At 44.4% G+C, this 17128-nt stretch carries 21 protein-coding genes and 2 pseudogenes; 13 read left to right on the top strand and 10 right to left on the bottom strand.

Translation table 11 applies throughout. The features are described 5' to 3' along the window. From HK413_RS17580 to HK413_RS09030, 8 genes are all read left to right on the top strand, one after another. Complete coding sequence (locus HK413_RS17580) at window positions 1-450, top strand: hypothetical protein (RefSeq protein ID WP_246230112.1); 450 nt, start codon at window positions 1-3, stop codon at window positions 448-450. A 23-nt stretch (window positions 451-473) separates the two neighbouring features. After that, window positions 474-674, top strand: coding sequence for a hypothetical protein (locus HK413_RS17575; protein WP_246230110.1), 201 nt, complete (start codon window positions 474-476; stop codon window positions 672-674). Window positions 675-829: 155 nt separating this feature from the next. Beyond that, complete coding sequence (locus tag HK413_RS17570) at window positions 830-1156, top strand: hypothetical protein (RefSeq protein WP_317169422.1); 327 nt, start codon at window positions 830-832, stop codon at window positions 1154-1156. Between the two features lie 94 nt (window positions 1157-1250). Then, window positions 1251-1442, top strand: coding sequence for a VOC family protein (locus HK413_RS17565; protein WP_246230108.1), 192 nt, complete (start codon window positions 1251-1253; stop codon window positions 1440-1442). 2 nt (window positions 1443-1444) lie between these two features. Next, the gene (locus HK413_RS19790; RefSeq protein WP_317169421.1) at window positions 1445-1951 is read left to right on the top strand and encodes a VOC family protein; all 507 of its coding nucleotides are present in this window, start codon (window positions 1445-1447) and stop codon (window positions 1949-1951) included. 2 nt (window positions 1952-1953) lie between these two features. After that, window positions 1954-2283, top strand: coding sequence for a 4-hydroxyphenylpyruvate dioxygenase family protein (locus HK413_RS19785; RefSeq protein ID WP_262886852.1), 330 nt, complete (start codon window positions 1954-1956; stop codon window positions 2281-2283). Window positions 2284-2287: 4 nt separating this feature from the next. Beyond that, complete coding sequence (locus tag HK413_RS09035) at window positions 2288-3997, top strand: aromatic amino acid hydroxylase (protein WP_175269955.1); 1710 nt, start codon at window positions 2288-2290, stop codon at window positions 3995-3997. 295 nt (window positions 3998-4292) lie between these two features. Next, complete coding sequence (locus tag HK413_RS09030) at window positions 4293-5066, top strand: phosphotransferase enzyme family protein (protein WP_394353154.1); 774 nt, start codon at window positions 4293-4295, stop codon at window positions 5064-5066. 6 nt (window positions 5067-5072) lie between these two features. On the opposite strand, the gene HK413_RS09025 is transcribed toward HK413_RS09030, so the two are convergent. Together HK413_RS09025 and HK413_RS09020 are read right to left on the bottom strand one after the other, a co-directional pair. Then, entirely contained in the window at window positions 5073-6272 is a 1200-nt protein-coding gene (locus tag HK413_RS09025) for a DUF1624 domain-containing protein (RefSeq protein WP_175269954.1), read from the bottom strand. A 96-nt stretch (window positions 6273-6368) separates the two neighbouring features. Continuing rightward, a complete protein-coding gene (locus HK413_RS09020) occupies window positions 6369-7880 on the bottom strand; it encodes a glycoside hydrolase family 76 protein (protein WP_175269953.1) in 1512 nt (503 codons plus the stop codon). 176 nt (window positions 7881-8056) lie between these two features. Between HK413_RS09020 and HK413_RS17555 the strand changes: the two genes are divergently transcribed. From HK413_RS17555 to HK413_RS09010, 5 genes and pseudogenes are all read left to right on the top strand, one after another. Further along, on the top strand, window positions 8057-8428 hold the full coding sequence (locus HK413_RS17555) for an FAD/NAD(P)-binding protein (protein ID WP_246230106.1): 372 nt from the start codon (window positions 8057-8059) through the stop codon (window positions 8426-8428). Between the two features lie 113 nt (window positions 8429-8541). Beyond that, window positions 8542-9003 (top strand): hypothetical protein, encoded by a 462-nt coding sequence (locus tag HK413_RS17550; RefSeq protein ID WP_246230105.1) that lies wholly within the window; start codon window positions 8542-8544, stop codon window positions 9001-9003. Continuing rightward, entirely contained in the window at window positions 9000-9767 is a 768-nt protein-coding gene (locus HK413_RS17545) for a Rossmann-fold NAD(P)-binding domain-containing protein (RefSeq protein ID WP_246230103.1), read from the top strand. The genes HK413_RS17550 and HK413_RS17545 overlap by 4 nt, the downstream gene beginning before the upstream one ends. A gap of 105 nt (window positions 9768-9872) precedes the next feature. Further along, window positions 9873-9935 (top strand): annotated as a pseudogene (locus tag HK413_RS21060) (hypothetical protein); the annotation flags it as partial. A gap of 27 nt (window positions 9936-9962) precedes the next feature. Further along, complete coding sequence (locus tag HK413_RS09010; RefSeq protein ID WP_317169420.1) at window positions 9963-10358, top strand: hypothetical protein; 396 nt, start codon at window positions 9963-9965, stop codon at window positions 10356-10358. Window positions 10359-10481: 123 nt separating this feature from the next. On the opposite strand, the gene HK413_RS15225 is transcribed toward HK413_RS09010, so the two are convergent. The 8 genes and pseudogenes from HK413_RS15225 to HK413_RS08990 all read right to left on the bottom strand — a co-directional run. Beyond that, window positions 10482-11159, bottom strand: coding sequence for a sulfatase/phosphatase domain-containing protein (locus HK413_RS15225; RefSeq protein WP_217452193.1), 678 nt, complete (start codon window positions 11157-11159; stop codon window positions 10482-10484). A 5-nt stretch (window positions 11160-11164) separates the two neighbouring features. Further along, the gene (locus HK413_RS15220) at window positions 11165-12226 is read right to left on the bottom strand and encodes a sulfatase-like hydrolase/transferase (RefSeq protein ID WP_217452192.1); all 1062 of its coding nucleotides are present in this window, start codon (window positions 12224-12226) and stop codon (window positions 11165-11167) included. A gap of 134 nt (window positions 12227-12360) precedes the next feature. Continuing rightward, window positions 12361-13622: pseudogene (locus HK413_RS21055) on the bottom strand (efflux RND transporter permease subunit). A 2-nt stretch (window positions 13623-13624) separates the two neighbouring features. Next, window positions 13625-15040: an efflux RND transporter permease subunit gene (locus HK413_RS21050; RefSeq protein WP_317169419.1), complete on the bottom strand. Its 1416-nt coding sequence runs from the start codon at window positions 15038-15040 to the stop codon at window positions 13625-13627. After that, a complete protein-coding gene (locus tag HK413_RS21045) occupies window positions 14994-15188 on the bottom strand; it encodes a hypothetical protein (RefSeq protein WP_317169418.1) in 195 nt (64 codons plus the stop codon). Before HK413_RS21045 ends, HK413_RS21050 begins: the two co-directional genes overlap by 47 nt. After that, window positions 15155-15496 carry an efflux RND transporter permease subunit gene (locus HK413_RS21040; RefSeq protein ID WP_317169417.1) on the bottom strand — a complete coding sequence of 114 codons (342 nt, stop codon included), beginning with the start codon at window positions 15494-15496 and terminating at the stop codon, window positions 15155-15157. Before HK413_RS21040 ends, HK413_RS21045 begins: the two co-directional genes overlap by 34 nt. An 87-nt stretch (window positions 15497-15583) precedes the next feature. Then, entirely contained in the window at window positions 15584-16681 is a 1098-nt protein-coding gene (locus tag HK413_RS08995) for an efflux RND transporter periplasmic adaptor subunit (protein ID WP_175269952.1), read from the bottom strand. Between the two features lie 25 nt (window positions 16682-16706). Further along, a partial coding sequence (locus HK413_RS08990; RefSeq protein ID WP_175269951.1) for a TolC family protein occupies window positions 16707-17128 on the bottom strand: 422 nt, incomplete at its 5' end.

Below are 17128 nucleotides of genomic sequence, written 5' to 3'. Positions count from 1 at the left end.
ATGCCAAGCTATCATACCTTAGGAAAGATCCCGCATAAACGGCATACCCAGTTCAGGAAGCCGGATGGTACTTTATACGCCGAGGAACTGGTGTCGACAGAAGGTTTCAGCAGCGCTTATTCGCTTATTTACCATGCACACCCGCCAACCATGGTTAAAGAGCTGGGCGAGCCTTATTCTGTCGAACCCAAAATAGTACGGGAAAAGCATTTGAAACACACCAGTTTAATTGGCTTTAACATTAAGTCCGAGGACGACTACCTGCAAAGCCGCAAACCGGTGCTGGTAAACAGCGATCTGCATATCTCGCTTGCTGCCCCGCGCAAATCCATGACCGACTATTTCTATAAAAACAGCCAGGCCGATGAGGTGGTGTTTATACATGAAGGTACCGGTACGCTGAAAACCGGTTTCGGTAATATCAAATTTGCCTACGGCGATTACCCGTAATTCCACGCGGCACCATATATCAAATGGAATTTGATACTGAAGCAAACCGTTTGTTTATTGTGGAGAGCTTTAGCCCTATCCGTCCGCCAAAGCGTTATCTAAACAGCTACGGCCAGTTGATGGAACATGCGCCGTATTGCGAGCGCGATATCCGCCAGCCTGAGAATTTGGAGACGCATGATGAGAAAGGCGATTTCAAGATCCTTATTAAAAACAAGGCCTGATCTACCCTTACATCTACGGCACACACCCATTTGATTTTGCAGGTTGGGATGGATTTCATTATCCGTGGGCGTTCTCGATCCATGATTTTGAGCCGATAACCGGTCGCCTGCACCAGCCGCCGCCGGTACACCAAACTTTCGAGGGGCACAACTTTGTGATCTGTTCATTCGTGCCGCGCAAGTTTGATTATCACCCGTTGTCTATCCCTGCACCATACAACCATAGCAACGTGGATAGCGACGAGGTGCTGTACTATGTCGACGGTGACTTTATGAGCCGTAAAAGCGTGGTAAAAGGTCAAATTACCCTGCATCCCGGCGGTATCCCGCATGGGCCGGCGCCGGGTTCGGTTGAGAAATCGATAGGCAAGGAGTCGACAGATGAGCTGGCAGTGATGATAGATCCGTTTAGGCCGCTAATGCTGACCGAATACGCAATAGAAATTGAGGATGAGAATTATTATAAGAGTTGGATATGCTAAACAATCATGGAAACACAAACATTAATACCCCCAAATAAAACACAGGATTTCCTGCCCCTTAACGGCACCGACTACGTGGAGTTTTACGTAGGCAATGCCAAGCAGGCAGCCCATTATTATAAAACCGCTTTCGGTTTCCGGACTGGCGTATGCCGGCCCGGAAACTGGTGTGCGCGATCGTGCTTCGTACGTATTGCAGCAGGGAAAGATCAGGATCGTGCTGACAACGCCACTGCATTCAGATCATTCCATATCAGACCATATTAAAAACATGGCGATGGCGTAAAAGTGCTGGCCCTTTGGGTTGATGATGCCTACGATGCTTTTAAGCAAACCACCAGCCGTGGTGCTGTGCCCTATCAACAACCACAAACCATAACCGATGAATATGGCGAGGTGCGCACCAGCGGCATTAAACTTTATGGCGAAACCGTGCATTTATTTATCGAGCGTAAAAACTATAAAGGGTTGTTCCTGCCGGGATATAAAGCGCATGAAACTTCTTATCAACCAACTGACACCGGCTTGCTATATGTAGATCATTGTGTAGGCAACGTTGGCTGGCATAAAATGAACGAGTGGGTTAACTTCTATGAGGATATTATGGGCTTCAAGAACATCCTTACGTTTGATGATAAGATGATCTCGACGGAGTATTCAGCGCTAATGAGTAAAGTAATGAGTAATGGAAACGGTTACGTTAAGTTCCCGATAAATGAGCCAGCCGAAGGTAAAAAGAAATCGCAGATAGAAGAATACCGGAATTTTATGAAGGCGAAGGCGTACAGCATTTAGCATTGGCCACCCACGACATCGTTAAAACTGTAACCGAATTGCAAAGCCGTGGGGTTGAGTTTTTAACAGTACCGACCTCGTATTACAAAGAGTTAACCGCACGTGTAGGCCATATCGATGAAGATTTAGGCCCGCTGGAAAAACTGGGCATTTTGGTTGACCGCGACGACGAAGGCTATCTATTGCAGATCTTCACCAAACCGGTTGAAGACAGGCCGACCTTATTTTTCGAGATCATCCAGCGTAAAGGCGCCAAATCATTTGGGGCCGGTAATTTTAAAGCTTTATTTGAGGCGATAGAAAGAGAGCAGGAATTAAGAGGGAATTTATAGATCTATGGATAGCTTTGAAGATTTTAACAATCCACAGGTAAAAGCGTTACCCAGCCACCTGCGGCAATATATTGTGGCGCAGCACTATGAGCATTATACGCCAATAGATCAGGCGGTATGGCGCTATGTGATGCGGCAAAACTATAGCTACTTAAAGGATGTCGCTTATTATCCCTATATCCCCGGACTGGAAAAAGCAGGGCTCACCATTGAACATATCCCCAACCTGCAGGAAATGAATGACGCGCTGGCTAAAATTGGCTGGGGTGCAGTTACTGTTGATGGGTTTATACCGCCGGCCGCGTTTATGGAGTACCAGGCTTATAAAGTTTTGGTTATCGCTGCGGATATTCGCCAGTTAAAACATATTGAGTATACACCTGCCCCGGATATTATCCATGAGTCGGCGGGCCATGCGCCTATTATTGCCGACCCGGATTATCACCAATACCTGAGCTATTTTGGATCGATAGGTGCAAAGGCGATGTTCTCTGCACAGGATCATGAATTATATGAGGCTATCCGCGCCTTATCTATACTGAAAGAAATGCCAGATGCTGATCCTGCCCAATTAAAAGCGGCAGAAGAGCAGGTTACATACTGTCAGCAAAACATGGGTGAACCATCAGAAATGGCGCTGCTTAGCCGCCTGCATTGGTGGACGGTTGAATATGGCTTGATAGGAACTTTAGAAAACCCTAAGATCTACGGAGCGGGGCTGTTATCCTCCATAGGCGAAAGCGCGACCTGTATGCAGCCTGATGTGAAGAAGCTTTGGTATAACCAGTATGCTGTGAATTACCCGTATGATATTACGCAGCCGCAACAGCAATTATTTGTTACCGAAACGTTCCAAAACCTGATAGATGTATTGGAGCAGTTTGCCAATAAAATGGCCTTTAGGGTAGGCGGCGTTTATGGCCTGCGCAAAGCGCTGGAGAGCAATAACACCTGCACAGTTGTTTATGGTTCAGGGTTGCAGGTATCGGGCACTTTAACTGATTTTATACAATATAACGGCAAACCAGCCTTTATAAGATTTACCGGTCCGGCGGCATTAGCTACCGATGGGAAGCAATTAGACGGCCACGGTAAGGATTATCATAAAAATGGATTTAGTTCGCCTGTGGGACGGTTTAAAGCGAATGGCGGATTGATTATCGACAGCCAGCAATTGGATTTTGAAAACGGGATTGCCGTACAAGGAACCATAAAAAATAGTACGACGCAGATCATCACGTTTGAAAACTGTACGGTAACCTCTGCCGGCGGCGAAATATTATTTGATCCGTCATGGGGTGCTTATGATATGGCTTTGGGTGATGATATCGTTTCGGTTTTTAGCGGCGCTGCTGATAAAAACACTTTTGAAGAGATCGCTTATCGACCAAAAACCACTACTTATCACCCTACGTACACTGAGAAACAACAAGATCTGCACCGGCTTTACCAACGTGTACGCAACTGCCGTGAACAGATTATGGGGCACGAAAGATTGGTTGATATCTGGAACCAATTACAAACCGATTTCTCCGAAGATTGGTTATGCGCGCTGGAAATTTTAGAAATTTTGGATCGTGAAAAACAAGAGCCTGAAGTTGCGGCAGCTATCACTCAATTTTTAACGGACAAAGCCAACCAACAACCTGAACTTAAAAAACTGATCAGCGATGGTTTTTATTTGATCAAACACCCGGTGGAGCAATCGGCATAAATAATAAATTGCTAAGTTTGGGTTTACACCCGTGTATGTTTAAAAATGTTTTAAGCGCCTTTGGTATCGATGCTGACTGTTCGGCTATTGTACCATTTGGCTCAGGCCTCATCAACGGTACCGGAAAGTATCAATTGGCGAAGACGCCTATATTTTACAACGTATCAATACCAATATCTTTAAATCTCCGCAGGCAATTGCCGATAATTTACTTAGCCTGCAAACGTATTTAGCGCAAACAGCACCCGATTACATTTTCGCCGCACCGCTGCCAACAATTAACGGCAATTACCTGGTGATTGATGATAGTCTATATTACCGCCTATTGCCTTTTATTAAAAACTCGCATACCGTTGATGTGGTGTCTGAGCCTTCACAAGCTTATGAAGCAGCAAAGCAGTTTGGAAAATTTTCGCGTCTGTTGAATGATTTTGATGCGGATAGCTTGAAATATACCCTGCCTGATTTTCATAATTTGAGTTTACGTGTCGATCAATTTAAATCGGCCATAAAAAACGCTGCTGTGGATAGATTGGATAAAGCAGCAGTTGAAATTAAACAGATAGAGAAATACGAAGACATTGCCGAAACTTATCGTCAACTTGTTGAGGAAAAGAAGATCCCGCTACGCGTTATCCATCACGATACCAAGATAAACAACGTACTGTTTGATGCTGATGATAAGGGCCTTTGTGTAATAGACCTTGACACCGTTATGCCCGGCTATTTTATAAGCGATGTGGGCGATATGATGCGTACCTACCTATCACCAGCCAATGAAGAAGAAAGGGACCTGGCTAAAGTTTTTATTCAGGAAGATAACTTCACCGCTATTTATAAAGGTTATATGATGGAAATGGGCGATGTGCTGACACTCGCAGAAAAAGAGCTGTTCTTTTATTCGGGCCAATTCATGATCTACATGCAGGCAGTGCGTTTTTTGACGGACTACTTAAATGGTGATGTTTACTACCATACCACTTATCCGGGGCAGAATTTAGTACGTGCGCAAAATCAGCTAAGCTTGTTAAATAAATATATCTCTGCACAAACCCGTTTAGCAAAGTAGCTCTTTTTACAAATAACTTAACCACCATTGGGTATGCGTTTTTTTATAATTAGCAAACCAGCGGCACGGGAAGTATAAAATAAAGATCAGCACCAACCATACGCCATAAACACCGGCCAAGCTTAACCCAAAGCCCGGCGGCTCAAACAGGAACGGCGCACCTGTAGGCAAGACCTGGCTGGTTTTAAAGCCCATCGCAAAAAACAGGACGATGTGTATAATTTGCAGCAAATACCAATGGCACAGGTAGTAAAAGAAAGGTACGTTGCCATAGGTCACCATAATTGCGGTGAATTTGTTTTTAACCCCTTCTAATACTGAAAGCAATATAAGCGCTGTACCTAGGGTCATCCCCGTGTATAGTAAGGAGCAGGGATATTTGGTTACGTTAAAAAATGATATGACGCTTAATGCAGTAGTTTTTTGAACCGACCATGGTGAAGGGTCGCCATAAATATTAAAGTACCTGAATATTACAAACAAGGCCAGCAAGCCCAGCCCGGTATATAATAAAGTTTTGCGGCGCTTTGCAGCGTTGTAAGCGCTTTTGTATAATGTACCAAACACATAACCCAACAACATTACGCCGGTCCACGGTAAAAGCGCGTAGGCTATTAATATAAAATGCTGGTGACCAAGATTAACAATACCATTGGCACTAAAACCACCTGCTGATACAAGTAATGCCCATGGTACGGTTTTACCTATTGGCCCAACATTTACTATATCCAATATATTATGCCCGAAAAATATTACAACGCCTATTGTTCCGATAACTATCAATGATGCTCTTAGTCTGATCAATAATGCCAGTAAGATCATGCTGCCGCCAATTGCCCATATCACCTGTAAAATCAATACGCTAAATATGGGGTTGAGCGTTATGCCAAAGCTTATAAAGATCAGCTCTACGGCAATTAGCCACAAACCACGTTTAAATAAAAAGGTGCTTAGCTGATTCGGGGCGCGACGTGTACCGGCTATGTTGGCCGATACCCCGCTCAGGAAAACAAAGGTTGGCGCGCAAAAATGCGTTATCCAGCGGGTGAAAAACAAAAAGGGATAAGTCACTGCCAAATCGGTAGGCTCAGGCGATCCATGAAATATATCGCGGGTATGGTCAATCGCCATGATCAGCATAACCAGGCCGCGTACAATATCAATTGATTCTATCCTGTATTTGGTTGGTGTGGCAGTTGTCGTCATGATGTAAGTCAGGTTAATAATTGTTATGCACGAATATATAAAAAAACAAAAGCCCTCAACTTGCGCTGAAGGCTTTTAATTATCAACAAGTTAGGCCTACTTCTTTAACGGGTACGTATTAAAAAATAACGACACCGCAGTTGACGGCCCGAACCCCTTTTTTAATACCGGCGCAACTTCCGGCGTGCGGGTGCCCCATTTTGTCTGAATAATACCGTAGGTATTGCGGTTGTTGTAAGCCACTTTAGCGTTAAGGTTTAACCAATCAACCAGGTCGGTTTTTCCGGTTTCCTGGATGTATTTACGCGCGTAGCGTAAAAATATTCCTTTAAAGCCCGGCAAGTCTCCGCCGCTATCTTCGTTGTTCATCACCTTTCCTCTGTATATTGAGTCGCGGGTAAATTGCGCTATTTTCTGGGCCTCTTCTAAATAAGTATACTCTTTAGTGTATTTGTAAAGCATGGTAGCTGCCCCTAAATAAGTGCCTTCGTTATAAGTAAAGCTAACGTTACTGGTACGGTATTTTCCGGTTATCCTGTTTGCATCTACATTATCTTTTACCTTACCGGTAGCGGTGTTTAACAGGTACACTTTCGACCACGTGTACATCGCTATAGCCTTATCATAATAGGTTTTGTCGCCTGTCGCTTCCGCCAAATAGCAGGCCGCAACTGTAGCCGGCCCAACAATACAGGCGTTTTTAGAAGTTTTACCACGGAACCAAATTAAACCGCCACCATAGGTGTTGGTAAAGGCACGGGCATACATTTTATCATATTGATCCTTAGCTTTATCTAAATAGGTTTTGTTGCCGGTAAGCAGGTAACCACGTACACTAAACAGCACCGCCCGGGTTATATCATCGTTAAATTTATTATACATCCAATCCTCTTTATGATTGGCTATAAAATTGGTAAACAGCTTCGCAAACCGGTCTTTATATACCGGGTCTTTGGTAACCTCGTAAGCATCCAAAACCGTCTCCATCATTTCAGCCTGGTCCCAAAAACCTTTGTGATCTTCTATTTTAAAGCCATTGTACCAGTCATTAAACGCTTTAGTTGCGGTAGCCAAACTGGGCGCGGCTTCCTGCGCTGTTTCTTTAGTGAACACCCATTTTTGCACATCGGTTTTGGCCGAAGCAGCTAAGTTAATTTTAGTGCCATCGGCAGTACCCGCCGCATTTAAGTTAAGTGCGAATTTTGGATTTGCAGCCGATTGGAGCGTATACGCACCACTACCAGCCTTGGTAATAATCCATTTAACATAGTCGTTACCTGAATCATCATATTGATCTATAGCAACCGAGTCGGCAGGTGTAGCTGTAACATGTAGTAATTTACCGCTACCCACATTGGTTAAGGTGTAAGTGTTTTTGCTGATGAGTTTAACTATCCAGCGCTGCGCGTCAGATTTAGTATCCGTCCAACTGTAAACAGCGGCTCCATTATCAACCGATGAGTTGGTAACATCCAGCATTTTACCGTTTGATTTTGACTTTATGGAGTAGATAGCGCCCGAGGTGATGCCGCCGGTTTGGGCGAAAACCGTGCTTGCGGTTGCAAGGAAACCTGCCAGCGCGAGGGTACGTAAGTAAAGTAATTTCATATTAAGGGGATTATTAAGTTGGTTATTGTAAACAATATTCAAGATAAATTTCAGCTTTTAAAGCAATGTGGTGAATATGTTACATTGCAAACGATTGCAGAAAAACAGCATCACATAAAACAATTTCGATAGCTTTTTAATTACCTGTTAGCACTTACAATAAATGAGCTAATTAATTGGAAAACAAAAAACGCATTGCCATATTAGGCGGCGGCCCAAGCGGCCTTTTTATGTTTAAGCGATTGGTGGATACAAACCGTCCCGATATCGCCATAGATATATTTGAAAAAAAACACCAGTTAGGTGTTGGCTTGCCCTATAGTAAGGATGGCGCTAATGATGAGCATATTACTAACGTATCCGGCAATGAGATCCCCGAGCTGGTAACATCCGTTACCGACTGGATAGCATCGGCCCCTAAAACTTTGCTGGACCATTTTAACATCACTCCCGAAAAATATAACGATTATAAAGTGCTGCCCCGCCTGTTATTCGGGCAATATTTATCGACACAGTTTGATCTGCTAAAGCAAAAGCTGATGAGTTAGGAATAACCTATAAAATTCATTTTGAAAGCACGGTAACTGATATTATAGATTATCCCGACCAGAATATAATAAAGGTTGAGCTAACCAATGGCGACCGATTTGAATACGACCAGGTGGTTATCTGTACCGGGCACCGCTGGCCCCTAAAATACGAGGGTAAAATACCGGGATATTTTGATTCGCCCTACCCACCTGCAAAACTGCGCTTAAAATTGAATCACCCCGTAGCGGTTAAAGGCGCTTCGCTTACCGCGATTGATGCGGTACGGACATTGGCAAGAGCTAATGGAACCTTTACCGTCGCCGAAGACGGCCATCATCGCAGTTATCAATTGGCTGATGATAGTAAAGGGTTTAAAATGATCATGCATTCGCGTAACGGCTTATTGCCTGCGGTGAGGTTTCATTTGGAGGATCCGCATTTATCAAAAGACGCTACGCTAAGCATTGAAGAAATGAAATGTTATCGCCAGAACATGATGGTTTTCTCTCGCTTGATTATTTATTTGAACAGGATTTTAAAGAGCAGCTCCGCGATAAGCGTCCCCAGTTTTACGAGCGGATTAAGGATATGAGCGTGGAAATGTTTGTAAATACCATGATGGATATGCGCGAAAGCATCCCGGCGTTTGAGCTTTTTAAAGCCGAATATATTGAGGCCGGGAAGTCGATCAAACAACACCATTCTATTTATTGGAAAGAGATGCTGGCGATTTTAAGCTTCACGATGAACTATCCGGCAAAGTATTTACCAGCCGAGGATATGCTGCGGTTGCAAAAAGTTTTAATGCCGCTGATCTCTATAGTTATCGCGTTCGTGCCGCAAAGCTCGGCCGAGGAGATGATGGCGCTGCACCAGGCGGGTGTATTAGAAATTATCTCTGTTGGCGATGATAGTTATGTTGAACCCGAAAATAAAGGCGGAGCCACCTATTTTTATAATGATGAGGCCGGCAAGGCACAAGCTGTTTATTTTGAGACATTTGTTGATTGCGTGGGCCAGCCTCATTTAAAATTCGAAGATCTGCCGTATAAAAGCATGGTCGAAAAGCAAACTGTAAGCCCGGCAAGGCTTCGGTTTAAGGATGCTGCAAAAGGTAAGGCTCTGTTAAATGAAGGTAATAAAGATGTAGAAACTGATGATAAAGGCAATTATTATCTCCGCGTTCCGGGCATTGCAATTAATGATGATTTTCAGCCGGTTGATAATTACGGCGCGTTAAACGAGCGAATTTATATGATGGCGGTACCCTATATGGGTGGCTTCAACCCCGATTATTCAGGTCTTGATTTTTGCGAAGCGTCATCAGAACGCATTATTAAAAGTATGTTCAGATAAATAAACTATGGACCAACAAGCTGCAGCACCTCTAAAATTATATATGTTATTGCTTGGCTCAAAAGCGCCCGGCAGGCATGTAGAGCAGCATGATTTTTCTTCGGGATAGCGCACCATCTTAGTGATCTTGTTCCGGATATTAAAAAATTCTGGAAAGGCGCCGTTGGCAACCTTCATATTGACGGCTGGCGCGAAGTGAATAGTGTTGATGGCTATCAAATTAAAGTCTACCCTAAAGGCGAATCGAACATCATATCAGAAAATAAATTATTCTTTATCAACCCGGGCGGTTATATGGCGGGGAAACTGGAGGAGCAGCATTATGTTATACTTTCAGTCAAACCTGATCGCGCACAAGCCATCCAGGATGCCAAGAAAGCGGCTTTTTTCCGAACCAATACCATCGCTACCGTTAAAGGTGCAAACGCGCATATCGACGATAAGTATGGCATTGATGTAGACGATATTTATAAGATAGAAGAAATGCTGGCGTCCGCTCAAAAAGATAAATATCATATCGAAATTACACCGGCATTTGGCTTACCCGATGATGAGGTGCATTTAGGTTATTTTAGGTTGGATAAGCTGTAATAAAAGCAATGGCCTGTGCGATTCCCCTCTTGAGAGGGGTGGAGGGGTGTGTCCTTTCGCTTAATTAACACACCCCTGCAACCGCGCTGTCTATCGCACCCCCTCTCAAGAGGGGAGCCTGATTTAATATTCCACTTTTGTCCATGGCCCCGGCAGCACATTACACCTCTTGGCATAAACATCCCACATATCGCTCATTTTTTTAACCAGGTCAGGATGTTGCGCGGCAAGGTCATGCATTTCGCTGCGATCTTTTGATATATCATACAACTCCCATGGTTCTGATTTATAGGTTTTGCCTTTAAGGTTGGCCTCACTAACCAGTTTCCAGTTACCCATGCGCACGGCACGGTTCATTTCATGGTCCCAATAAATGGCCTCGCGCATTAACGGCTTGTTTTCAAAGCTTGGCACCAGGCTTATCCCTTCAACCGGGGTAATATCATGCTGGTTATAGGTTTTAGGATATGGGGTTTTAGTAACATCCAATATCGTCGGCATAATATCCATTTCGTGGCCCGGCTGACTGCGCAGTTCGCCTTTGGCTTTTAAACCTGCCGGCCAATGGATAATTAACGGGGTGGAGATACCGCCCTCATGCACATAATGTTTGAACTTACGCAACGGCGTTGTTGATACGTTTGCCCATTCCTGCATGTAGGATACATAAGTATCTGCCGGGCCTGCCATTAATTTTTTGCCCTGCATTACCAGCTTACCATCGCGGGTAGTTACCGGTTTGTTTGAGTAGATCAATGAGTCGGGGCCAAGTTTGCGTACCCTGTTTGGGTTTGGCGCCACCGGCCTTATCTCACCGTTGCCAATGATCTCGGCACAGGCGCCGTTATCCTGTAAAAGAAGATCAGTGTATTATCATACATCCCATCCGCTTTTAACTGTTTGATGATACGGCCTATACCCTGATCCATAATATCGATCATGGCGGCATAGGTTTCCATACGGCGCAGCATGGCGGGTTTATCTTCCTCATTGGCCCACACTTTACCATCAAATGGCGATAGGGCGACATCAGGCTGTACAACACCAAGCTTTTTCATTCTTTCCAAACGTTCTAAACGCAGGGCTTCGTAACCTTTATCAAAACGGCCCTTGTATTTAGCTATAGCAGCCTCTGGCGCCTGCATTGGCCAGTGCGCGGCGGTGTATGCCACGTACATAAAGAATGGTTTATTCTTATCACGTTCTTTAATAAATTTTACCGAGTTGTCTGATATCGCATCAGTAAAATAATAATGTTCAGGTTTATACTCAGGGTCGTTGGTAGTGTTTACCAGTTTGTTACCACGGGCCAAATATCCCGGATCGTAAAAATTGGCAGCACCTAAAATAGTCCCATAATACTTGTCAAACCCACGTTGCAATGGCCAGTTTTCTTTGCCAAAATTTGGCTTAGGGTCGAAGTTTAAGTGCCATTTACCCGTCATGGCTGTTTCATAACCTGCCGATTTTAGCACCTCGGCAATTGTAACCGCGTTATGGCTCAGATCACCGCGGTAGCCGGGCAATTTAAAATCATCGGTGGTCATCCATCCCATGCCAGCCTGGTGCGGGTCGAGCCCCGTCATTAGTGACGCGCGCGACGGACAGCATCTTGCCGTATTATAAAATTGGGTGTAGCGTAACCCTTCTTTAGCAAGCATGTCCAAGTTTGGTGTAGCTGCTTCGCCGCCATAACAACCCGTGTCGGAATAACCCATATCGTCAGACATGATCAATATAATATTGGGCTTTTTCGGCGCCTGTTTGGGTTTAGGTGTAGGTTTAGGTGTATTGCCGCGCCAGGATATAATACCAACTGCAATAATTACAGTTAAAATAAGGATAAGCCTAAATCTTAAATTCTTCATAATACGGGTGTGTCTATGTAGGTTATTCTGATTTACTAAGTTATTGTTTTTTATGAGACTCTTAAAAATGCAAATGCCCCGGGTCCCTCAACCCGGAGCAATCTGCGAAACTAAACCTAACATGTAATAGCTCTTTAGCCGTGAACGGCTCCTATTTTCTTTAACAATTTCCTGTTTTCGCGTTTGTGTATCAGGCGGTGTACCAGGGCGTAGATACATGGCAGTATCAACAACGTAAGTATGGTTGATGTTACCAATCCCCCAATAACCACTACCGCCAGCGGCTTTTGTGTCTCGCTGCCAATGCCGGTTGATATAGCGGCCGGCATCAGGCCAATTGCAGCCATAAGTGCGGTCATCACCACCGGGCGCACGCGCGATATTACACCTTCCAGTATGGCAGTGTCTAAAGGCATATGTTCTTCTAAATTTTTCTTGAAGACCGATATCAGGATCACCCCGTTCTGAATACAAACCCCAAACAAAGCTATAAAGCCTATACCTGCGGATATACTAAAGTTAATACCGGTTAAATGCAGCGCCAATATCCCGCCAATTAACGCGAATGGCACATTCATAATAACCGTGGTTGCATCTTTAACATTACCAAAGGTGATGAACAGTATCAGGAAGATAACCAGCAAACACAACGGCACCACATGTGCCGGGTGTTCGACGCGCGAGTCTGGTTCTCAAACTCGCCCACCCACTGTACGCTGTAGCCTTGATCAAGTTTCACAAAACGGTTTACCTTTTGCTGCGCCTCGGCAATGGTGCTGCCTAAATCGCGGCCACGGTTTGAGAATTTTACGGCGATATGCCGCATATTGTTATCCCGGTAAATAAAGGCCGGGCCGGTAAGGGTTTTAATGGTCGCGATCTCTTTTATGGCAATCTTCGATCCGTTTAGCGTAGGTACCATCAGGTTTTCTATCTTATCCTGGGTATCCCTAAACTGCTTCTGATAACGCACCCGGATATCAAACCTTCGCTCGCCTTCATAAAGTTCGGTAGCTGCTTTACCGCCTATGGCCATTTCAATAACCGAGTTAGCATCGGCTGTGGATACGCCATATAAGGCCATTTTACGCTGATCGAGTTCGATCCTAAACTCCGGCTGGCCCAAATTGCGCAGGATCCCCAAATCATCAACACCCTTTACGGTTTTTAAAACCCGCATTATTTCGTCGGCTTTTTCATCCAGCACTTTAAAATCGGGGCCAAATACTTTTACAGCAAGCGCGGCATTAACACCGGCTACAGCTTCCTCCACGTTATCGCGAATTGGCTGCGAGTAGTTAAACACCGTACCCGGTATCTTTCTTAACTGTTCGTCCATCTGGTCTATCAGCCCGTCGCTGGTTACGCCTTTTGGCCATTCCTTTTTATTTTTCAAATCTACCGGATCTGAACGTTGAAATATCCTTTCGGGTCGGTACCATCATTGGTACGCCCAACCTGCGCCAGCGTTTGCTTAACTTCAGGGAACTTAGCCAGGATCTGCATCATTTTTTGATTGATACTTTCCGCTTCGGGTAAGGATACACTCATCGGCAATTCGGCTTCTACCCATAATGCGCCTTCGTTCAGGTCGGGTAAGAACTCGGTCCCTAAAAATTTGGCTGAGAAAAAGGTGAGTACCATAAACGCCACCGCTACCAGGATACTCTTTTTAGGATGTTTATACGTGAATGTAAACATCTTGCGGATGCCGTTTTCAAAGAACAATACCACCACATTATGTTTTTCTTTAACGTTTTTATTTAGAAGGATGCTTGATAAAGCCGGCACCAATGTCAGTGTAAAAATCAACGCACCCAACAACGCGAAGCCCAAAGTATAAGCCAATGGCGAGAACATTTTACCCTCTACCTTCTGGAACGCGAATATCGGGATCAGACAGGTGATGATGATCAGCTTGGAGAAGAAGATAGCCTTACCCATTTCGGCGCCGACGTTTTTAAACAGGCCCAGCTTGGCAAGCTTATTAAATTTCTCCATGCCAACTTCGTGCGCTTTATGATCAAGCGCCACGAAGATCCCCTCGACCATCACCACGGCCCCGTCTATAATGATCCCAAAATCAACCGCCCCCATCGATAATAAGTTGGCGCTCATGCCTTTAATCCGCATACATATAAAGGCAAATAAAAGCGACAGCGGAATAATGACAGCTACGATCAGCGTCGTCCGCCAATCAGCCATAAACAGGAATACAATAACCGTTACCAGTACTATACCTTCCAGCAAATTATGTATTACCGTTTCGGTACAATAATCCATCAGGTTGGTTCGATCATAAAACGTGTCGATCTTTACATCTTTGGGCAGGACGTTATCGTTTAAGTCTTTTACTTTGGCACGTACCCGATCAAGCACCTCGGCAGGGTTTTCGCCCTTACGCATAACAATGATGCCTTCAATAACATCCTTCTGTTTATCACGGCTTACCTGGCCCAAACGCGGCAGACCCGACTCTCTTATCTCGGCAACATCTTTGGTTAGTATCGGTACGTTGTTTACATTCTTGATGATGATGTTCCGCATGTCCTCCAAATTATTGATCAAACCGATACCACGCACCACATATGCCTGGTCGTTCTTTTCAATAACATCACCACCTACGTTAATATTACTACGGTTAATCGCTGTAAAAACATCAAGCGATGTTAAGCCATATTTTTGAAGCAATGACGGGTTAACACTCACCTCGTAAGCTTTTTCTTCGCCGCCAAAGCTGTTAACATCGGCTACGCCGGGTACAGATTTAAACTGGCGGTCCAACACCCAATCCTCGGATGGCGGTAAGCTCATGTAACGATTTAGTTTTACTTTTTAAGGTATAACGATAGATCTCGCCGGTTGGGCCGTAGGGTGGCTCAATTTCGGGTTTTACGCCATCGGGCAAATCAGCATTAGCCAAACGGCTTAATACCTGCTGGCGGGCAAAGGCATCGTCCACATCATCATCAAAAATGATACGGGTGTAGGATAAACCAAACGCCGAAGTAGTACGCAGGTTGGACTTTTTTGTACCGAGTTTAGTACGGTTTCAATAGGTATAGTTATCAGTTTCTCAACTTCTTCGGCGCTTCTGCCCGGCCATTGCGCAATGATGATGATCTGCGTATTGGTGACATCGGGGAAAGTTTCAATAGGTGTATTGCTATAACTCCATACGCCTATGGCTACCAAAACGGCAGTCATGCAAAACACAAAATAGCGGTGCTTTAGCGAGAAGTATATTATATTTTTAATGAATTTATTCATTGTAGTTTTGAGTTATGTGTATTGAGTTCTGAGTTTTAACGGCGATGAATTGATCTTTACTCACAACCCATCACTCATCACTCCGTACTAATCCTCTGTTAGCGAATTATACAACAGCAATTGATTTTTTGATATCACCTTATCTCCGGGTTTTAAGCCCGATGCGATGTAAGAGATATCGTCAACCGTTTTTATTACGCTAACCTCGCGTACCTTCAAATCGCATTTGCCGTTGTAAACCACTACGTAATTCTTACTGCTATCAAACACCACGGCTTTTGCCGGTACGGACACCGCCTGTGCATTTTCGTTGTTGGTAATGGTTACATTGGTAAACATTTCGGGCTTTAACAGCATGCCCGGGTTAGGTAATGCTATCTTTATCTTCATTACTTTGTTGTCCGGGTCAAGCACCGAGCTTATCTCATTAACCTTACCCATAAACACTTTACCCGGATAAGCCAGGGTGGTTACTTTGGCGGTATAACCGGTTTTTACTTTGCTAATGTCCGACTCAAAAACATTGGCCCAGATCCACACATCCTTCATGTTTGATATGGTGAACATGCTGCCGCTGTTATCCTGGCGGATAAAGCTGCCCGAGGTTATATTCTTTTCGATAATGTACCCGCTTTGCGGAGCTTTAATAACCAATGTTCCATTATCGCTGGTATTGCCGCCGCCATTAATAGATAGCTGTTGTTTAACCTTGCGGTTAGCGGCTACAGCCTTGTTATAGTTCTCTTTGGCTTCGGTAAAATCGCGCTCGCTCGAGATCCCGTTTTTATATAGTGACTCGGCCTGATCCAATTGACGTTTGGCAATAGCGACGTCCGCTTGGGTTGATGAGAGATCGGTATAATTACCGGCCACGTCCGCGCTGCGCATTATAGCCAGGGTTTGTCCTTTTTCTACACGGTCACCCAGTGATACCTTTACCGATGTAACCTGCCCGCTTGAAAACGGGAACACCTTCACCACATTATTATCATCGCTTGACACCTCGCCCGAAAGGCTGAGCTCATCCTTCATGGTGCTGGTTTTGGCGGTATCAATTGTTATCATTTTTTGTAATGAGTCGCTTATACATACCTGTTTACTTTCGGGCACGTCCACCTGTTTTTGTTTACATGCGGCCAAAAGCATCAGGCCCGAGATGCCGATCAAAAACGTTTCTCTTTTCATTATTCTGTATATTATCAATAGTTTGTTAAGGTTTTATTATAGTTGTCCCGGTGGCAAAATTTAAATCGGCAATGGCCTTTTGCAGGCTGTTTTGCTGTTGCAGTAATTTTAGTTTGGTGTCTTTATAAGTGTCAAAGAAGTCCACAAACTCCACTAAGCCTATCTGGCGTTCTTTAAAGCTTTTAAGCATGTTGTTAAACAACTTATCATATTGTTCATTAAAAGTTGTTTGCTGGGTCGAGAAGAGTTCCTGTGTTAGCTGGTATTGCCTTACTGCCGATACGACCTCGTTTTTAAGGCGCGCTTCGCTGCTTTTCAGGGTGCTTTCCTGGCTTTTTATATTATAGGTTGCAGATTTGATATTACCCTGGTTCCGGTTAAAGAATGGCAATGGCAGCCCTATTTGCAAACCGTAATAATTTGGCGCGTAGCTGCTGTTTTTGTCAT

Source organism: Mucilaginibacter humi (assembly GCF_013087555.1).
The sequence above is the reverse complement of the archived record's forward strand: the minus strand, read 5'-3'. Positions and strand labels throughout refer to the sequence as shown.

What these genes read in the sequence shown, in the direction of transcription:
- HK413_RS17580 (WP_246230112.1), top strand. Translation starts at nt 1, where the DNA reads ATGCCAAGCTATCATACCTTAGGAAAGATCCCGCATAAACGGCATACC.
- HK413_RS17575 (WP_246230110.1), top strand. Translation starts at nt 474, where the DNA reads ATGGAATTTGATACTGAAGCAAACCGTTTGTTTATTGTGGAGAGCTTT.
- HK413_RS17565 (WP_246230108.1), top strand. Translation starts at nt 1,251, where the DNA reads ATGCCAAGCAGGCAGCCCATTATTATAAAACCGCTTTCGGTTTCCGGA.
- HK413_RS09035 (WP_175269955.1), top strand. Translation starts at nt 2,288, where the DNA reads ATGGATAGCTTTGAAGATTTTAACAATCCACAGGTAAAAGCGTTACCC.
- HK413_RS09025 (WP_175269954.1), bottom strand. Translation starts at nt 6,272, where the DNA reads ATGACGACAACTGCCACACCAACCAAATACAGGATAGAATCAATTGAT.
- HK413_RS09020 (WP_175269953.1), bottom strand. Translation starts at nt 7,880, where the DNA reads ATGAAATTACTTTACTTACGTACCCTCGCGCTGGCAGGTTTCCTTGCA.
- HK413_RS17545 (WP_246230103.1), top strand. Translation starts at nt 9,000, where the DNA reads ATGAGCGTGGAAATGTTTGTAAATACCATGATGGATATGCGCGAAAGC.
- HK413_RS15220 (WP_217452192.1), bottom strand. Translation starts at nt 12,226, where the DNA reads ATGAAGAATTTAAGATTTAGGCTTATCCTTATTTTAACTGTAATTATT.
- HK413_RS21050 (WP_317169419.1), bottom strand. Translation starts at nt 15,040, where the DNA reads ATGAGCTTACCGCCATCCGAGGATTGGGTGTTGGACCGCCAGTTTAAA.
- HK413_RS21040 (WP_317169417.1), bottom strand. Translation starts at nt 15,496, where the DNA reads ATGAATAAATTCATTAAAAATATAATATACTTCTCGCTAAAGCACCGC.
- HK413_RS08995 (WP_175269952.1), bottom strand. Translation starts at nt 16,681, where the DNA reads ATGAAAAGAGAAACGTTTTTGATCGGCATCTCGGGCCTGATGCTTTTG.